The sequence below is a fragment of the Paraburkholderia sprentiae WSM5005 genome, assembly GCF_001865575.2.
Taxonomy (GTDB): Bacteria; Pseudomonadota; Gammaproteobacteria; order Burkholderiales; family Burkholderiaceae; genus Paraburkholderia; species Paraburkholderia sprentiae.
In genome coordinates this window covers 1112855-1130370 of sequence record NZ_CP017562.2, presented here as the reverse complement: position 1 = coordinate 1130370, position 17516 = coordinate 1112855, and the positions used below count along the sequence as shown (strand labels likewise).

The following is a 17516-nucleotide window of genomic DNA, read 5'->3' as shown; positions in this document are numbered from 1 at the left end:
GCCTTCCGTTCGGGAACCTAAATAATCGGCGCGCCGCCCGTCACGGCGATCGTCGCACCGGAAATGTAGCTCGCCTCGTCCGACGCGAGCATCACATAGGCGGCAGCGAGCTCCGCCGGTTGACCGGGGCGCTTCATCGGCACCTGCTTGCCGAACTGCTCGACCTTCTCGGGCGGCATCGTCGACGGAATCAGCGGTGTCCAGATCGGCCCCGGCGCCACGCAGTTCGCGCGAATACCTTTTTCCGCGAGCAATTGCGCGAGGCCGCCCGTGAAGTTCTGGATCGCGCCCTTCGTGGTTGCGTACGCGATCAAGCCGGGATTCGGATGATCGGCATTGATCGACGACGTATTGACGATCGCGCCGCCCGGCTTCATGTGACGCACCGCCGCGCGCGTGATCCTGAACATCGCACCGATGTTGGTATCGAAAGTCTTGTCCCATTCGTCGTCGGTGATCGCGTCGAGCGACGGATAGCTCATCTGATACGCGGCGTTGTTGACCACCACGTCGAGCCGGCCGAATGCCTCGATCGCCTTATCGACGATCGCATCGCAATGCTGGCGATCGCGGATATCGCCGCCGACCAGCACCGCCTTGCGACCCGCGTCCTCGACCCAGCGCGCGGTCTCGCGCGCATCGTCGTCTTCGTCGAGATAGGCGATCAGCACATCGGCGCCTTCGCGCGCGAACGCGATCGCGACCGCGCGGCCAATGCCGCTGTCGCCGCCGGTCACGATCGCCGCCTTGCCGGCGAGACGCCCGGATCCTTTGTAGGATTTCTCGCCGTGATCCGGTTGCGGCTTCATGTCGGTCGTGCGGCCGGGCGTCTGGTCCTGCTGCTGTTTCGGAAACGGCGGTGCCGGACGTTGGGTGTCGCTCATGACGGATCTCCCTCGTTGCGAATGACCATGACGGCGCGCACGAAACGCGCCGCCTCATCGGTCCTTCAGCAACGCGCGGGCCTGCCTGCGCGAGCGAGGCAAACCCTCCGCGTGCCTGGCGACGCGGGGCGCACATGGCTAAAGAAGCTGCAGCGGACAGAACGAAGGCACACAGATGACAGACGGATGACACGCAAAATCGCGGAGCGCCGAGTGCGATTTTCTGGCGATGACCGTGCAGAAATGACAGTACGGTCAGTAAGTTTTCGCTAACAGCGTGATTCAGATGGTCGTGCGCGGCGAGCGTGCTTTCTCACGACGGCCCCGCAGCATGCAACGCCGCCGCCAGTTCGAGCACGCGCAGCAGGCGCTCGGGGGTCAACGGTTTCGCGCAATGCGCATCGAAGCCGGCGGCCTTAGCGAGTGCGCGATCCTCACGCGACGCAAGCGCGGTACACGCAACCAGCAACATGTGGGACGTCTGCGGATGCGCGCGCAGACGGCGCGCGAGTTCGAGCCCGTCGAGTCCCGGCATCTTGATGTCGAGCACCACGGCAAACGGCTGCCATTCGCGCGCGGTCTCGCACACGGCAAACGGATCTTCAAGCGCGCGGCATTCGAAGCCATCGGCCATCAATAGCATTTGCAGCGCGTCGGCCGCTTCGCGGTAATCGTCGACTACCAGCACGCGACGATGCGCCGCCATCGCATAACGAATCGGCCGCCATACGAGCACGTCGTCGCTGCTGTCCACGCTGTCGTTGAACGCAGTCATTCTTTTCTCGCCCTTTTCCATTCGCCCTAAAGGGCAACTCGCGCCACGCGCGCAAGATTCGATCCATTACATCTGCCAGACTACGGCCGGGTGTTCGCGATTCCCGCTCGGGGGTCGGCGCGCCCATTCATCGCGGCGTTTGATAACGGCGCTTGCGATGCGCGCTTGGCGCACCATCTTGATCGGCGCTCTGTCTTTGTGCAGTCCGCCTCGTTCAGGGGCGTCGAAAGGTATTGGTATTTCAACGGATCGAGGGGATGACGTAATGCGTGCCGCGTGCGCTCTTGATGGCGCGGATCGGTCATGCACTCCTAACCAAAGAATAAGCGACGACGCCGATAAATAATGCTCGACACGTTAGGGGTTTGCGCTCTGCGGGTTATCCCGCACGATCATCGATGAAGCCCTTCAGCATTGCGAGCGTATCGGCGTCGTCGATACGTTTGTCCGTACGCCAGCGCAGCATGCGCGGAAAACGCACGGCCACGCCAGACTTGTGGCGCGAGCTGGCCTGTATCCCTTCGAAGCCGATCTCGAACACGAGGGTCGGCGTCACGCTGCGCACGGGGCCGAATTTATCGACGGTGGTCTTGCGCACGATCGCATCGACCCGGCGCATCTCTTCGTCGGTGAGCCCCGAATAGGCCTTCGCGAACGGCACCAGCGTGCGCACGCCGTCGGCTTCGTCCCACACCGCGAAGGTGTAGTCCGTGTAAAGACTCGCGCGACGGCCATGACCGCGCTGCGCGTACACAAGTACCGCATCCACCGCATAAGGCTCGATCTTCCATTTCCACCACGTCCCCGATGCCTTGGTGCGGCCCACCCCATACATCGACTCGCGCTCCTTGAGCATCAATCCTTCGACGCCCCGCGCGCGGCTCTCGTCGCGCAATGCGGCGAGCGCGCTCCAGTTCGCGCCACTGACGAGCGGCGACACGCGCAGCAGACCGCGCGCGAGCGTGCTATCAAGAGAAGTGGCCAGCGCGTCCAACCGCGCGCGCCGTTCAGCGAGCGGGCTCATGCGCAGGTCCTGTCCGTTCGCTTCGAGCAGGTCGTACGCGAGCAGCGCGGCGGGCGAATCCGCGAGTATCTTGCGCGTCAGCGTCTTGCGAGCGATGCGCGGTTGCAACCGCGCGAACGGCAACGGCGCGGCCGCGCCAGGCTCCCACGCGAGAATCTCGCCATCGATCACGTAGCCGTCGGGTAAGGACTCGCCCAAAGCCGCGACTTCAGGAAAACGATCGGTAATCAGATCCTCGCCGCGCGACCACAACCATACCCGGCCGCCACGTTTGACGAGTTGCGCGCGAATGCCGTCCCACTTCCATTCGATCAGCCAGTGCGACGGATCGCCGAGCGTCGCCGGATCGCTCTGCAATGGATGCGCGAGGAAGAAGGGATACGGCAGGCCGAGGTCGCTATCGTGTTGAAGCGCTTGCACTTGCGTATCGTCGTCGGCCTGCGGCGCGATCAGACGCAGATAACGTGCCGCGTCAGGCTTCTGTTGGGAATCGGTCCAGCCGACCATCCGTTGCGCGATCCGCTTATGATCGACGCCGGCCACTTCGGCCAGCGCGCGCACCACCAGTTGCCGCGCGACGCCGACGCGAAAGCCGCCACCGATCAGCTTGGTCAGCAGGAAACGGCCGCCCCAATCGAGTTCGTCCCAGTAACTGAGCAAACGCGTGCGCAATTCGTCGGGCGGCAGGCCGCGCAATGGCAGCATGCGCTGCTCGATCCATTGCGTGAGGCCAAGCTCCGAGCTGCGCTGCGCGGGCGGCAGGATATGCGCGATGGTTTCGGCCAGATCGCCCACCGCGTGATACGACTCCTCGAAGAGCCACTCTGGCAAGCCGGCGCGCTCGCGCGCGATTTCGGTCAGCAAACGCGTCGGCACCAGTTGCCGCGGTTTGCCGCCGGCGAGGAAGTACGACGCCCATGCGGCGTCTTCGGGCTCGGCCACCGAGAAATAACTGGTCAGTGCCGCGAGCTTGTCGTGCGTCGACGTGGTGGCATCGAGCGCGGTGTAGAGGGCCGCGAAGCGTTTCATACGATGCCCGTCACGATTCGCTCGTCGCCGGCGCTTCGTCGGCGCCGGCTGCATCGGCTTCGACGGTATCGTCGCCGTATTGCGTTTCGAACGCACTGGCTTGCAAGCCCTGTTCGTTGAGCCAGCGCACCATCGGTTCGATCGAGCCATGCGTGACGATCACGCGCGCCGCGCCGCTCTCGCGTATGGCCGTTTGCAAACCCGGCCAGTCCGCGTGATCGGACAGCACGAAGCCGCGATCCACGCCGCGCCGGCGACGCGCGCCGCGCAGACGCATCCAGCCCGACGCGAATGCATCGCTGTAATCGCCAAAGCGCTTCAGCCACGCGCTGTTTTGCGCGGACGGCGGCGCGACGATCAGCGCCTGCTTGAATACGGCCTTCTCTTTGGCGGCAATGTCACTGACGAGGCCGATCGGCGGCAGACGTACGCCCGCGTCGCGATACGCCCGATTGAGCGGCTCCACCGCGCCGTGGCAGAAGATCGGTCCGATCGCCGCGTCGACGCTCGCGAGCACGCGTTGCGCCTTGCCGAACGAATAGCAGAACAGCACCGACGCGCGCCCTTCGGATGCGTTGTGACGCCACCATGAATCGATCGAATCGAACACGCTCTGCGGCGCGTCCCAGCGATAGATCGGCAGACCGAACGTCGATTCGCTGATGAACGTATCGCAGGGCACCGGTTCGAACGCGGCGCAGGTGGGATCGGCTTCGAGCTTGTAGTCACCCGATGCGACCCACACGCGGCCCGCGCATTCGATGCGCACCTGCGCCGAGCCGAGCACGTGCCCGGCCGGATGCAGCGACACGCGCGCCGCGCCGATCGTCAACGGCTCGCCATAGTCGAGCGTGTGCAGCGCGATGCCGGGCAGGCGCGAGCGCAGCACGCTCGCGCCCGCGCGCGCCGCCAGATAGTGCTGATGACCGACCCGCGCGTGATCGGAATGCGCATGCGTGATCACCGCGCGTTCGACCGGCCGCCACGGATCGATGTAGAAGTCGCCGGCCGGACAATACAGTCCCTCCGGCCGCGCGACCACCAGATCGTCGGCTTGCTGCGCGGTGTGGGTCCGACCCGGCGGCTGATCCATCGGCTGTCCTCAGGCATGCAACGCAATGCTCCGAACGCGGCCAAGCAAACTGCATGCCGCGCGATGCATGGCCTCGTTTCTGCTAACGGTATATAAAGCACACAGGCGTGTCGACAGAGCGGCTGCCACCCGGCAGTGCCCGGCGCGCACCGCGAGGCCTCATGCCGATCCTGCTCGACCAGCATGCGCTGAATGTCGTCAAGCATCCGGGCCGCTTCCTGCTGCAAACGCTCAAGGCGTTTCGCGCGAACCAGGGGCTGCTGCTGGCGGGCGCGGTCGCGTACTACGCGTTGCTCTCTATCGTTCCGCTTCTGATCCTGATCGTCATCGTGTTGTCGCGCGTGGTGCCGCAGCAACTGGTGCTCGACGCGCTCGCGCATCTGCTGCGCTGGCTCGTGCCCGGGCAATCGGCCGCGCTCGTGCGTGAGCTGTCGAACTTCCTCCTGCATCGCGCGGTGATCGGCTGGGTGCTGCTGCTGACGATGATCTTCTTCAGCTCGCTCGCGTTCACCGTACTCGAAAACGCGATGTCGCTGATCTTCGTGCATCGCGTCGTCGTGAAGCGGCGCCACTTCCTGATCTCGGCGCTGCTGCCGTACTGCTACATCCTGTTTCTTGGCGTGGGGCTGCTGATCGTCACGTTCGTGTCGAGCGCGCTCGACGCGATCGGCGCCGAAGGGCTCAAACTGTTCGGCCTGCATGTGTCGTTGCAGGGCTTCTCGCGAGTGGTGCTGTATCTGTTCGGGCTCGCCGGCGAAATCTTCGTGCTGACCTCGGTGTATCTGGTGATGCCGGTCGGGCGTCCGTCGATCAAACACGCGCTGATCGGTGGCGTGGTGGCCGGCGGGTTGTGGGAGATCACGCGGCACGTGCTGGTCTGGTATTTCGCCACGCTGTCGCAGGTCAGCGTCGTCTACGGCTCGCTGACGATGGCGATCGTGATTCTGCTCAGCTTCGAATGGCTCGCGACACTGCTGCTGTTCGGCGCGCAGGTGATATCGCAATACGAGCGTTTCGGGCACGAATCGCTGGAGGCGCCGCAGCCTGAGATCAAGACCGGCTAAGCAAGCCAGTCGCAAGGAACAGCCCTTGCTCGCCGATACGGACGACGACCGCCCGTCTCACGCGGCGGCATCCACTGGCTATCGAGGAGCGAGGATCATGGCTGAAACCGTCGGCGACTTCATCATCGGGCGCCTGCATGCATGGGGCGTGCGGCGTATCTACGGCTATCCGGGCGACGGCATCAACGGCGTGTTCGGCGCGTTGAATCGCGCGCAAGCCGAAGCCAAAAAACGCCGCAAGGGCACCGATCAGCCGGGCCCGATCGAATTCATCCAGGTCCGTCACGAAGAAATGGCCGCGTTCATGGCCTCCGCGCATGCGAAGTTCACCGGCGAGTTGGGCGTGTGCATCGCCACCTCGGGTCCCGGCGCTGCGCATCTGCTGACGGGCCTCTACGACGCCCGCATGGATCACATGCCGGTGCTCGCGATCACCGGTCAGCAGGCGCGCGCGGCGATCGGTGGACACTATCAGCAGGAGCTCGACCTGCCGGCGATGTTCAAGGACGTCGCCGGCTCGTTCGTCGGCTTTGCGACGATGCCCGCGCAGGTGCGTCATCTGGTCGATCGCGCGGTGCGTATCGCGCTGGCCGAGCGCGCGGTCACGGCGCTGATACTGCCGAACGATCTGCAGGAGATCGACTACGAGCCACCGGGGCGTAAGCATGGCACGCTGCATTCAGGCATCGGTTACGTGCGCCCGCGCGTGGTGCCGAGCGACGAGCAATTGCGCCAGGCCGCCGACGTGCTGAACGCGGGCCGCAAGGTCGCGATCCTGGTCGGCGCGGGCGCGCTGCACGCGACCGACGAAGTCATCGCCATCGCCGAGAAACTCGGCGCCGGCGTCGCGAAGGCGCTGCTCGGCAAGGCCGTGCTGCCCGACGATCTGCCGTGGGTGACCGGCTCGATCGGCCTGCTCGGCACGAAGCCGAGCTACGACATGATGACCCATTGCGATACCTTGCTGATGATCGGCTCGGGCTTCCCGTACTCGGAGTTTCTGCCGAAGGAAGGCGACGCGCGCGGCGTGCAGATCGATATCAAGGCCGACATGCTGAGCCTGCGTTATCCGATGGAAGTGAACCTCGTCGGCGATAGCGCCGAGACGCTGCGCGCGCTGCTGCCGCTGATCGATGAGAAAAAGGATCGTCTGTGGCGCGAGCGTATCGAAGGCTGGGTCTCCGACTGGTGGAAAACCCTCGAGAAACGCGCGCACGAACCCGCGAAGGACGGCCTCAATCCGCAGCTGTCGGTATGGGAGCTGTCAAAGCGCATTCCATCGAACGCGATCGTCACCAGCGATTCCGGCTCGGTCGCGAACTGGTATGCGCGCGATCTGCAGGTGCAGCGCGGCATGATGTGCTCGCTGTCGGGTGGGCTCGCCTCGATGGGCGCCGCCGTGCCGTATGCGATCGCCGCGAAGTTCGCCTATCCCGAGCGGCCCGTGATCGCGCTCGTCGGCGACGGCGCGATGCAGATGAACAATATGGCAGAGCTGATCACGGTCGCGAAGTACTGGCAAGGCTGGAGCGATCCGCGCTGGATCTGCATGGTGCTCAACAATGGCGACCTGAATCAGGTGACGTGGGAGCAGCGTGTGATGGAAGGCGATCCGAAGTTCGAGGCCTCGCAGAACATTCCGTCGGTGCCGTATCACCGCTTCGCGGAGATGATCGGTTTGAAGGGCATCTATGTCGACAATCCCGATCAGATGGCCACTGCCTGGGACGACGCGCTTGCGTCGAATCGGCCGGTCGTGATCGAGGTGAAGGCCGATCCGAACGTGCCGCCGCTGCCGCCGCACGTCACGCTCGCGCAGGCCAAGGCGTTCGCCGAGACCTTGCTCAAGGGCGATCCCGACGAAGGCAACGTGGTCGTCGAAACGGCCAAGCAGGTACTCGGTGCGGTGCTGCCGGGGCATCACGACAAAGACAAATGACGCGGTAGCCGTTCGACGACGCGTGTGCGCGCCAACACTTCGACACACGACGTGGCTGGTAAAATGGCGCGCGCTCCATGCACGCGCTCATTGCGCCTGATTCGTCTCAGGCGATCACGTCGGCCGTCATTTCATGCTCGCACACGTCCACGCCGTATCGGCGGCAAGTCACCCGGTGCCCTTCGCGCCAGTCATCTCATTCGCGCCGTCAGGCATGGACGCTCTCGCCCATGCTTGACGAAACCCGCATCATGCGCGCATTGACCGTGCGCGGCATCACCCCCGATGCGCGTCAGCGCGAGGCCATCAGCGCGCTCGTCACATTGGTCGGCGCGCAGCAGCGCGCGCGACATGCCTGGTCCACCGCCGCGTTCGGGCCGCAAGGCGTCTACTGTCACGGGCTGCCGGGACGCGGCAAGAGCCTCGTCGTCGATACGCTGTTCGAGCTGGCGCCATGCCGCAAACGGCGTTTGCACTTCCATGAGTTCCTGCGCGAGATGAACCGCCGGCTCGTCCACGCGCCGCGTGGTGACGACCGGCTCGGCGACGTGTCGCGGCAATGGCTCGACGGTATCGAATTACTGTGCTTCGACGAATTCCATGTGCACGATGTCGCCGACGCGTTCCTGATGGGCCGCTTTGTCGACACCGCGATCAACCTCGGCACGCGCATCGTGCTGACGTCGAACTACGCACCGGACGATCTGCTGCCCGACCCCGAGTTTCACAAACGCTTTTTGCCGACCATCGCGCAGATCAAACGCTGCTTCACGGTGATCCATTTCGACGGCGCGCGCGATTACCGCTTTGGCGGCGAAGCGGCCGAGGTGCCGCGCTTTTTCGCGCCGCTCGATACGACGAGCGAGGCCGCGTTACGCGAGATCTTCACGAGTCACGAACGCGGCGCTGTGATCGGGTCGGTCAATCTGAGCGCGGCGGGTCGGCCGCTCGAAGCTCGTGCGGCCGGCCGCGCGCTGCTGTGGGCGGACTTCGAGCAGTTGTGCGTCGCGCGCCGCTCGCATCTCGACTACCTCGATCTCGCCGAACAATGGCAAGGCTTGATCGTCGATCGTCTGCACACGGCAGCGCTGAGGCAGTCGCATACGCTGCAGCGCCTCGTCTGGCTGATCGACATCTTCTACGATCGCAAGCGTGCTCTCTTCATCGCCGCCGATCAGCCGATCGAAACCGCATTGATCGGCCTGGAAGGCGCGCACGATCTGTCACGAACCCTGAGCCGGCTCGCCGAAATGCAGTCGCGCGCGTATCGGAGCACGCTCGAACGACGCGGCGACGACAACGCGCAAGACGGGATCGACGCGGGAGCTTCATCGCCCGGGATCTGATCCGCGCGTCGCTGCAATTCTTGCAACGCGGCGGTAAAGCATGCCGGGGGCTCTCACGCCGGACGCGCGCGCCAAGGTGCCAGGTCATGCGTCGGACCGACAACGAAGCGGCTCCGGCTGCGGCGCGTCGCTGAGCCGGGAATGGCTTCTGCTAGCGCCGAGCGCACGTTCCATTGTTCCGCGGACAGCTTCCGCTCGCGCCCGCCCATGCTTAGAACCGCTTCGGTCGCCGCCTTATGCGCGGCCTGCCTCGTGTCCGCTTGCGTGCATATCGGGCCCTCGCGTTTGAAGGCCGATCAGGTCGACTATGCGCGCGCGCTCGGCGACGCGAAGAAGCGCGCGATCCTCGCCGCGGTGATCGGTCTGCGCTACGGCGATGCGCCGGCCTTCCTGAGCGTCAGCAGCATCATCGCCGCGTACACGTTCGACACCAGCGGCGGCGCGACCGTCAACGCCGGCTCGGGCAGCATGCCGAACTACGCGCAGGCGACCGGCAGCGTGTCGTACTCGAATCGACCGACCTTCACTTTCACGCCGACCACCGGCGAAGCGTTCGCCTCCGCGTATATCAGGCCGCTCGCGCCGGCGCTCGTGCTGCCGCTCGCCGAGGGCGGGGTGCCGATCGATCTGCTGTTGCGCATCACCGCGCAATCGATCGGCGGTCTGCAGAACGGCAATGTGCTCGGCGGCGACAACAGCGCGGGCGCGCCGGGCTTCTTCGAATTGCTGCAAGCGTTGCGTCGTCTGCAAATGGCCGGCGAGCTGAACGTCGAGACCCGTCAGCTCGATGCGATGGCGGATCTGAAAGCCGGTCAGAGCCCCGCATTGGCGGTGTTCCTGTCGATCGGCGCGACAACGAGCGGCGGGTCGCCGAGCACGGCCGCCGATGTCGCGCGCGTGCGCAAGCTGCTGCATCTGTCGGCGAAGACGCGTAGCTACGAGGTCGTATACGGGCCGTCGTCGACTTCCCGGAACGGCGAGCGCATTCCAATGGTGACGCGCTCGGTGCTCGGCATTCTCAGTGATCTCGGCGCGCAGGTGCAGGTGCCGCCCGAACGCATCAGAGATGGATCGACGAAGCCGACCGTCGGATTGATAGGCGGCGAAACGCGGCCGACGATCATTGTGCACTCGGGCAAGGCCGCTCCGGCCGACGCTTATGTGTCGATCGCGTATGGACCGTCGGTGTATTGGGTCGAGCGCAACGACTTCGATTCGAAATACGCGTTTACGATCGTGCAGAATCTGATGGCGCTCGCGGAAGCGGATACCAGCAGCAAGGCGCCGGTCGTGACGATTCCGGCGAATTGAGAAGTGGATAGACAGCCCGGCCGCTTGCGCGCGTCGTTGGTTATCGAATAAGGAAGTATGGTGCTTGATAAAAACAGCGGCCCGCTAAAGGGTCGGTGATACACTGATTGCATCGCTTCCAGTCTTGTCTCACGCCTGTCGCCAATCGGCGTTCGCGTTCACGGGCGGCACCTCATTCCCGTCTACCGCGTGGTCCGCTTTCTCCCCCTTTCAGAGGAAGCGATATTCCGTCCCCGGACGCCGATTCCTCCAACTGCGGCGCTGCGATGGTTGCTCCATCCGGCTACTTCCCGTCATGGCCCGCACTTTTGGACTACATCATGAGCGAGCATGTCAGAACTGACAGAGGGTTGCAGATTTATCCCCTCGCCTATCCCCGCACCCGTCTCGGTGCCGTTGGATCGTGCGAGATCGATCAACAGGTGTGCGATCTATGAGCGGGTCGCGAGACCATGCAATCGACGAGGAGACGCGAATGCAGCAATCTAAACGTGGCGCGGAAAACTATGAGGTCGCCGCGTCGTTTCGCCGGACGATGGGCGGCATTGTCCCGACCTTGAAGGTGATTCGTCTTTCCGACAAGCGGGTCATCTATCCGTTTCGCGGCTGTGCTGACATGCCCCTATGCGAGGATGCGCAGAGCGCGAAGAACTTCGCCGAGGTCTACGGCTGGCAGCTCGTGAACGGCGACATTGCGGTTCCGGAGTAGTCTGACGGCCCGCCGTCGAAACGCTGACAGCCCAAGGAGCGGCGTAATGCATGGAATTCCTCACTATCTTGTTCTTCGCGCCGGACACGAGTCGTACGTACTGGATCGGGAGCGCGTGCTGATTCGCCGCCACGCGAGTCGAATGATGAACTGGTTCGCGCGCGCGCATGCCATACCCATGTCGATCGAAGACGCGCACTGGGATAGCTTTTCCCGGGAGTACGGGTTCTCCTCCGACGAACGGAAGTGTTTGTGTTCCTACTCGTTGGTGGAAGGCAGCGAAACCAGACATCAGCTTGCGTTGCTCGCCAGCCTTTAGCGTTCTGACGCGATCATGCCCGGGCGTTTCCTGCACTTTCCTGCACTAGAATGGGTTATTGCGGGCGTCGTAGACAGTATGTCGCCAGTACGACGTGCAGGATTCTCGTGGGAGGAATGCCATGCCGACTTACCAATACCGGTGCGAGCAGTGCGGTGAGACGTTCGAACATGCCGAGCATCTCGCCGAGCATGAAACCGCCCATCCGGCTTGTCCGAAATGCGGAAGCGAGAAGGTTCAGCACATACCCACGCCATTTGTGGCGAAAACATCCAGAAAGAGCTGAAATCTTTCTGACCGGGCGGACGCAAAGTGCGGCCAGCCTCCGCCGGTCAGCGCCGGCCCGGCAATCCAATCAGGCAGTGCCCCGGCCCTTCTTCACCCGCGCGATCTGCTGCTTCGCCGCCTCATACACGGCCTCCGGCGTGAAACCGAACTTCTTCTTCAGATCCGCGATCGGCGCCGACGCGCCGAACGTATGCATGACGATCTGCGCACCGAGCCGGCCCGTATACCGATCCCAACCGAGCGACGCAGCCTGCTCGACCGCGACGCGCGCTTCGACGTCCGCAGGCAGCACCGACTCCTGATACGCACTGTCCTCGCGCTCGAAGATGTCCCACGACGGCATCGACACGACGCGCGCCGCGATGCCCTCGCTCTTCAGCTTCTCGTACACGTCGACGCAGATCGACAACTCGCTGCCGGTCGCCATCAGGATCACCTCCGGCTTGCTGCCACCGGGCGCATCGGCGAGCACGTACGCGCCGTGCCGGACGCCGCTCGCGGGCGCATAGCGACTGCGGTCAAGCGTCGGCAGCGGCTGGCGCGACAGGACGATGCACGCCGGCCGACGCGGCTGCGTCAGCGCGACCCGCCACGCCTCGGCCGCTTCGTTGGCGTCGCCGGGACGCAGCACCGTGAGGCCGGGCACACCGCGCAGCGACGCCAACTGCTCGATCGGCTGATGCGTCGGACCATCTTCGCCGAGGCCGATCGAATCGTGCGTGAACACAAAGATAGCGGGGACTTCCATGATCGCGGACAGGCGGATCGGCGGCTTCATGTAGTCGCTGAAGATCAGAAACGTCGAGCCGTACGCACGCAGATTCGATAGCACGAGACCGTTAACCACCGCGCCCATCCCATGCTCGCGGATGCCGAAATGCAGATTGCGGCCAGCGTAGTCATCCGCCTCGAAACTGCCGGCGCCTTCGAACTTCAGGTTGGTTTTAGTCGACGGCGACAGGTCCGCCGCGCCGCCGATGATCCACGGCACACGCGCGGCAATCGCATTGAGCACCTTGCCCGACGATTCGCGCGTCGCCATGCCCTTCGCGTCCGCGTCGAAGCGGGGGATGTCGCTGTCCCAGCCCTGCGGCAATTCATGCGCTTCCATCTGCGCGAACTCGCGCGCGAGATCCGCATACTGTTTTTTATAGCTGTCGAACTTCGTCTGCCATTGTTCGCGCGCCGCCTTGCCGCGTGCACCGATACCTTGCGCGAAGCGTTCGTGCACGCCGTCGGGCACGTAGAAGAACTTGTCCTCGGGCCAGCCGTACGCCTTCTTGGTCAGCGCGACTTCCTCGACGCCGAGCGCTTCGCCATGCGCGGACGCCGAATCCTGCTTGTTCGGCGAGCCCCAGCCGATCACGCTGTGGACGACGATTAGCGTGGGCCGGTCGGTCACGCTCTTCGCTTCGACCAGCGCCTTTTCCAGCGCGGCCGCGTCGTTGGCGTCGTCGACGTGCAGCGTGTGCCAGTTGTAGCCACGAAAGCGGCTTTCGACGTCGTCGCTATACGCGAGGTCGGTATGGCCTTCGATCGTCACGCGATTGCTGTCGTAAATCCAGATCAGGTTCGACAGCTTCAGGTGCCCGGCGAGCGAAGCCGCTTCGTGCGAGATGCCTTCCATCAGGTCGCCGTCGCCGCACAACGCATATACGCGGTAGTCGAACAGCGGCGCGTCCGGGCGGTTGAAGTGGCTCTCGTACCAGCGCCCGGCCATCGCCATGCCGACGCTGTTGCCGAGCCCTTGCCCAAGCGGTCCCGTAGTGGTTTCGACGCCGGTCGTCATCCGGTACTCGGGGTGGCCGGGCGTCTTGCTGTCGATCTGGCGGAAATGCTCGATGTCGTCGAGCGATACGGCCGGCGCGCCGGTCGGCCTGCCGTGTTCGTCGACGGCCTTCACGTTGGCCAGATGCAGCAGGGAATAAAGCAGCATCGACGCATGCCCGACCGACAGCACGAAGCGATCGCGATTCGGCCACAACGGCTCGTCCGGGTCGTAACGCAGATGGTTTTGCCACAGGTGATAGGCAACCGGCGCGAGCGCCATCGGCGTGCCGGGGTGGCCGGAATTGGCTTTCTGCACGGCGTCCATCGACAGCGTGCGGATCGTGTTGATGCACAACTGATCGAGGGCGGGATCGTTTTGCATGGAGACGCTCCTTGTTCGGCAATTCGGAAGATGGCCAGGACTCGCCGCGGGCGCGCGCGCGGGTCGGCGGAAGCCCACCGATGATGCGCCTAACCGGGTAACTCTGCACGCGACGCCGCCATACGCAGGTGGCGTCGCGAACGACGGCGTTCAGGCCGCGTGCAGCCAAAGCTCGACCACGGGACCGTGCTTGCCGTCGATCGGATCGAGCGGAGGAAACGGCAACGCCAGCATCTTGGCGGTTTCCTGCGGCGTCAGCGCTTCGCGGCGAATGTCCCACTGCTGTCCTAACGGATAGCCCGCCACCACCTGAAAATGCCGCTCGAACGACTGCAGACAATGGCCGGTGCCGGCCGGCAGCAGCAGCACGTCGCCCGCGTGCAGCGTCAACACGCGTCCGCCCGGCCCGCCGACGATCACCTCGGCGCTGGCCTCGGTGACGCCCAGCACCTCATGGGCCGTCGCGTGAAAGTGATGGAAGTCGAAGATGCTGTCGCGCCATTGCGCGGGCCATGCATTGCGCTCGAACAGGATTTCGAACGCGGCGGCCAGATTGCCGCTGCCGGGCGACAGCGCGCGCCGGTACAGCACGACCGGCAGCTTGCCGTTGTTCGGTACCCAGTCGTGCGGCTCCAGCATGAAGGCTTCGTATTCGGTCTGGGCGGCGTCGAAGCCGTGCCTGGACTCATTGAACATGGTTGGCTCCTGGCGTGTGATGCGGTTGCCGCGAAGCTGCCGGCGAGGGCCGGGCTAGCCGCCGCCGATGCCCTGCAGCACCTTGCCAGTGCCACCGCACACCGTGCAACGACTCCCCTCGACCTTGCCGGTGCCGTGGCAGGCGGGGCACAAGTCTTCGCCGGCACCCGGCGTGTCCGGCGGCGCTTCGTCGCCGGGGTTCATCGGTTTGGTGGGATTGTCCGGTTGCATGCGCTTTCTCCGGTTAGCTGTTGACGGATTTCATACCCGGGCTGATACGCAACGTGCCGCGTCATTGCTCGCCCGGCTGCTTGTGATGCGATTCGCGCCCGCCGCCGCCCGGCGGCTCCGCGCGCTCGCCGGTGCCGAGCGGCACTTCGGCGCTGTGCCGCGGCCTTTCGCTCGAACGCGGGGGATTGGTCGCTTTGTCTACGCCGGTCTGTACGACCGGTTCGATCCCGAGCGGGCTCGGCTCGACGTAGTGCGTGCCGCTCGGCTTGTTGCGGGCTTTGACTTCGTCGGACATCGGCGGCACACCGCTGGGACCCGGCTGGGCAGACGGCTCGCCGCCTGACGCCGCGCTCTGCTGCTGAGTGTCTGTCGATCGGGGATTCTGCATGGCGCCCTCCTCGTGGGTTCTGCCGCCGATTCCGCGTTGTGACACGCGGCGTCGAACGCGCACCTGGTGGATGCAGCAACAATCGCGCCTTAGCCGTGATGCGCGAACCCGGCGCGACAGGCACGGCCGTTGCGGCGCCTAGTCCAGCCGCACCGCATGATCTCTTTGTAAAAAGGAGAATCCCATGAGCATCACGACCATTCGCGTATCCGATACCGAGGTGCAGGTCGAGCGCACGCTGTACACGTTCGCGCAAAAGAGCGACGCCGATGCATTTCAGAGCTGCCTCGTCGACGGTTCGGTCGACACCTGCTATCGCGATCATCCACCGCTGTCCGCGCGTCCCACCGTGCCCGACGAACATCCTGACGATCCCGCGCGGGGTAGCACGATTTCGCCGTCGCTCGGCGGCATGCCCTGATGACGCTCGCGCGTCTCGTACCTGAAGCGCGGCCAGCTGTGCCGGCTCAGCTTTCCGGCGCGGCCCGATCGGCCGCGACGATCTGGCGGCCATACGCGATTGCGGCGCGGCGTGCTTCTTCGGCGGTGGCATACGGGCCGATCTGCGGTGCACCGTCGAACGGGAACAAGATTCTCCTGTCCGCCTTTCTCACGACCTTCAGTCCACCTATGTAACGGCCGTCGCCTGTTCCGTGATAGCTGGCGAAAATCTCGAAGTCGTCGTCAGCAACGTCGGCCTTGTGTCGCGCCATATGGGTTCCTCGTCCTGTGCTGTGCGTGGGCGATGTCCAACATGAGCCGGGCGCGCGGTCATCGCGATGCGGCGCGCGTGCCGGGTTTCAGCAATCGACGTTCCACACGAACCACGCGAGTCGCGCCGCGGCATGAACGTTGCGCGTAGGAACGCAGACCCTGTGGAGACCTTGATGGATTTACCTGACACGACCCGCACAAGCCCCCGTGCGATCGGCACATTCGACCTGGACGCGCCAACCCGTGCGCCAACCTCGATGCGGTCGCTGCCGCGGCATCTGCACACACCGATGCCGCCCGAAGTCGATCCCAACATCGCGCCGAAGCAGCCGCCTCCGACGATCGATCCCGATCCGATCCCCGACGATCCACTCGACGATCCCGACCCGCCACCCGAAGGCGACCCGCCAACGGCGCCCCCACCGCTGCACGCATGGCGCCGGGGAGCGCCGCGCCGCGCAACGACGTCCCGTCAGAACTGATGCATCATCCCGACATAAGCGCCGGTCTGCGATTGGCCGTCGAATCGCGCGGCGCGGCTTCGAGCGAAAAGTTCGAGTTGCTGCCGTTGCGCACGTAACCGACCGTGCCGTACAGGAAGGTGCGCTTCGACAGGTTGTAGGTCGTGCCGAGCACGTACATCATCGCGTGACGGCTTGCGCCAAACTGAAACGCATCGCGATTCGTTGAGTTCGACGACACCGCGCTAGCGCGCCGCTGGTGGCATCGTCGCGATCGGAATCAGGAATTCGGACAAGCCGGTCAGGATGATCTGCACGCCGATGCACAGCAGCAGGAACGCCGACACCCGCAACGCGACCTTGGTGCCCTCGACGCCCAGATAGCGCGCCAGCACGGTCGCGCGGCTATAGATCAGATACACGGCGACGGCCACCGCTAATGTGATCGCGATCGACGCGATGCTCGACATCACGAACGCCGACAGCTTGTGCGTGCGATTGGCCGAAAGCGCGATCGCGGTCGCGATGGAACCGGGCCCGGTGGTCAGCGGCACGGTGAGCGGAAAGAAGGCGCGCGACATCGCGTTCTCGGCGTCGACGCGCTTGACGCCGGTTTGCTCGACGGCCGGCGTATCGGGCGCATTGAGCATCTGCCAGCCGCCCACCGCAAGCGCGAGCCCGCCGCCGATGCGCAGCGCCTCCATCGAAATACCGAAGAAATGCAGGATCGGCGTGCCGATGAAGAACGCCACCAGCAGCACGCAGGCGGCGTTGATCGCGATCTTGCGGGCGAGCGCGTTGCGCTCGTCGAGGGTCAACGACGCGGTCCGGTCGAGAAAAACGAACGCGCCGCCGAACGGATTGATGATGCTGATCAAGCCGGTAAAGCCAAACAGAATGTCCGAGACCAGACTTTCGACCATATACGTGTCCGTGAGTCTGCGCGTGCTCGCGCGGTCCGCAAAATGCTGCAATGCTCGCAGATGATATCGCCGCGCGCCAGTCACCCTGCGCAAAAAGGCGCGCGACGCCCCGCGTCGCCGCGCGTGCGCCTTGCAGTGCAACATTCCGGACGGAACGATGCATCTGCAAC

At 64.7% G+C, this 17516-nt stretch carries 19 protein-coding genes and 1 pseudogene; 9 read left to right on the top strand and 11 right to left on the bottom strand.

From position 1 onward, the window contains the following. Positions 1-17 precede the first annotated feature (17 nt). The 4 genes from BJG93_RS21945 to BJG93_RS21930 all read right to left on the bottom strand — a co-directional run bounded on the left by BJG93_RS21945 (position 18) and on the right by BJG93_RS21930 (position 4805). Entirely contained in the window at positions 18-884 is an 867-nt protein-coding gene (locus tag BJG93_RS21945; protein WP_027196344.1) for a glucose 1-dehydrogenase, read from the bottom strand. A gap of 313 nt (positions 885-1197) precedes the next feature. Next, a complete protein-coding gene (locus BJG93_RS21940) occupies positions 1198-1659 on the bottom strand; it encodes a response regulator (protein ID WP_027196343.1) in 462 nt (153 codons plus the stop codon). A gap of 379 nt (positions 1660-2038) precedes the next feature. Further along, entirely contained in the window at positions 2039-3712 is a 1674-nt protein-coding gene (locus BJG93_RS21935) for an ATP-dependent DNA ligase (protein WP_027196342.1), read from the bottom strand. Positions 3713-3722: 10 nt separating this feature from the next. Then, entirely contained in the window at positions 3723-4805 is a 1083-nt protein-coding gene (locus tag BJG93_RS21930; protein WP_027196341.1) for a ligase-associated DNA damage response exonuclease, read from the bottom strand. 161 nt (positions 4806-4966) lie between these two features. Between BJG93_RS21930 and BJG93_RS21925 the strand changes: the two genes are divergently transcribed. The 7 genes from BJG93_RS21925 to BJG93_RS21895 all read left to right on the top strand — a co-directional run bounded on the left by BJG93_RS21925 (position 4967) and on the right by BJG93_RS21895 (position 11779). Then, positions 4967-5869: a YihY/virulence factor BrkB family protein gene (locus tag BJG93_RS21925; protein ID WP_027196340.1), complete on the top strand. Its 903-nt coding sequence runs from the start codon at positions 4967-4969 to the stop codon at positions 5867-5869. Between the two features lie 97 nt (positions 5870-5966). After that, the gene (locus BJG93_RS21920) at positions 5967-7808 is read left to right on the top strand and encodes a thiamine pyrophosphate-requiring protein (protein WP_027196339.1); all 1842 of its coding nucleotides are present in this window, start codon (positions 5967-5969) and stop codon (positions 7806-7808) included. A gap of 230 nt (positions 7809-8038) precedes the next feature. Further along, positions 8039-9154, top strand: coding sequence for a cell division protein ZapE (gene zapE, locus BJG93_RS21915; RefSeq protein ID WP_027196338.1), 1116 nt, complete (start codon positions 8039-8041; stop codon positions 9152-9154). A 207-nt stretch (positions 9155-9361) separates the two neighbouring features. Then, a complete protein-coding gene (locus BJG93_RS21910; protein WP_027196337.1) occupies positions 9362-10465 on the top strand; it encodes a hypothetical protein in 1104 nt (367 codons plus the stop codon). A gap of 475 nt (positions 10466-10940) precedes the next feature. Further along, the gene (locus BJG93_RS21905) at positions 10941-11174 is read left to right on the top strand and encodes a DUF6723 family protein (RefSeq protein ID WP_027196336.1); all 234 of its coding nucleotides are present in this window, start codon (positions 10941-10943) and stop codon (positions 11172-11174) included. A gap of 46 nt (positions 11175-11220) precedes the next feature. Beyond that, a complete protein-coding gene (locus BJG93_RS21900) occupies positions 11221-11493 on the top strand; it encodes a hypothetical protein (RefSeq protein ID WP_027196335.1) in 273 nt (90 codons plus the stop codon). Between the two features lie 121 nt (positions 11494-11614). Next, positions 11615-11779, top strand: coding sequence for an FmdB family zinc ribbon protein (locus tag BJG93_RS21895; protein ID WP_027196334.1), 165 nt, complete (start codon positions 11615-11617; stop codon positions 11777-11779). A gap of 69 nt (positions 11780-11848) precedes the next feature. Here BJG93_RS21895 and tkt read toward each other — a convergent pair whose 3' ends face one another. From tkt to BJG93_RS21875, 4 genes are all read right to left on the bottom strand, one after another. After that, complete coding sequence (tkt, locus tag BJG93_RS21890) at positions 11849-13933, bottom strand: transketolase (RefSeq protein WP_027196333.1); 2085 nt, start codon at positions 13931-13933, stop codon at positions 11849-11851. 150 nt (positions 13934-14083) lie between these two features. Further along, complete coding sequence (locus BJG93_RS21885; protein ID WP_027196332.1) at positions 14084-14629, bottom strand: cupin; 546 nt, start codon at positions 14627-14629, stop codon at positions 14084-14086. 54 nt (positions 14630-14683) lie between these two features. After that, positions 14684-14860 (bottom strand): hypothetical protein, encoded by a 177-nt coding sequence (locus BJG93_RS21880; RefSeq protein ID WP_167544174.1) that lies wholly within the window; start codon positions 14858-14860, stop codon positions 14684-14686. A gap of 61 nt (positions 14861-14921) precedes the next feature. Then, positions 14922-15248 carry a hypothetical protein gene (locus tag BJG93_RS21875; protein WP_027196331.1) on the bottom strand — a complete coding sequence of 109 codons (327 nt, stop codon included), beginning with the start codon at positions 15246-15248 and terminating at the stop codon, positions 14922-14924. A gap of 184 nt (positions 15249-15432) precedes the next feature. Here BJG93_RS21875 and BJG93_RS21870 point away from each other — a divergent pair, with 184 nt between their 5' ends. Beyond that, on the top strand, positions 15433-15669 hold the full coding sequence (locus BJG93_RS21870; protein ID WP_027196330.1) for a hypothetical protein: 237 nt from the start codon (positions 15433-15435) through the stop codon (positions 15667-15669). Between the two features lie 46 nt (positions 15670-15715). Here the strand turns inward: BJG93_RS21870 and BJG93_RS21865 are convergent, their stop codons facing one another. After that, positions 15716-15961 (bottom strand): DUF6723 family protein, encoded by a 246-nt coding sequence (locus BJG93_RS21865; protein WP_027196329.1) that lies wholly within the window; start codon positions 15959-15961, stop codon positions 15716-15718. Between the two features lie 174 nt (positions 15962-16135). On the opposite strand from BJG93_RS21865, the gene BJG93_RS21860 reads away from it, so the two are divergent. Further along, on the top strand, positions 16136-16444 hold the full coding sequence (locus BJG93_RS21860) for a hypothetical protein (protein ID WP_051374314.1): 309 nt from the start codon (positions 16136-16138) through the stop codon (positions 16442-16444). Here BJG93_RS21860 and BJG93_RS21855 read toward each other — a convergent pair. Both BJG93_RS21855 and BJG93_RS21850 read right to left on the bottom strand, forming a co-directional pair. Beyond that, positions 16435-16619 (bottom strand): annotated as a pseudogene (locus BJG93_RS21855) (porin); the annotation flags it as partial. The gene BJG93_RS21860 and the pseudogene BJG93_RS21855 sit on opposite strands and share 10 nt — an antisense overlap. Before the next feature lie 49 nt (positions 16620-16668). Then, positions 16669-17346: a MarC family protein gene (locus BJG93_RS21850; protein ID WP_027196327.1), complete on the bottom strand. Its 678-nt coding sequence runs from the start codon at positions 17344-17346 to the stop codon at positions 16669-16671. Between the last annotated feature and the right edge of the window lie 170 nt (positions 17347-17516).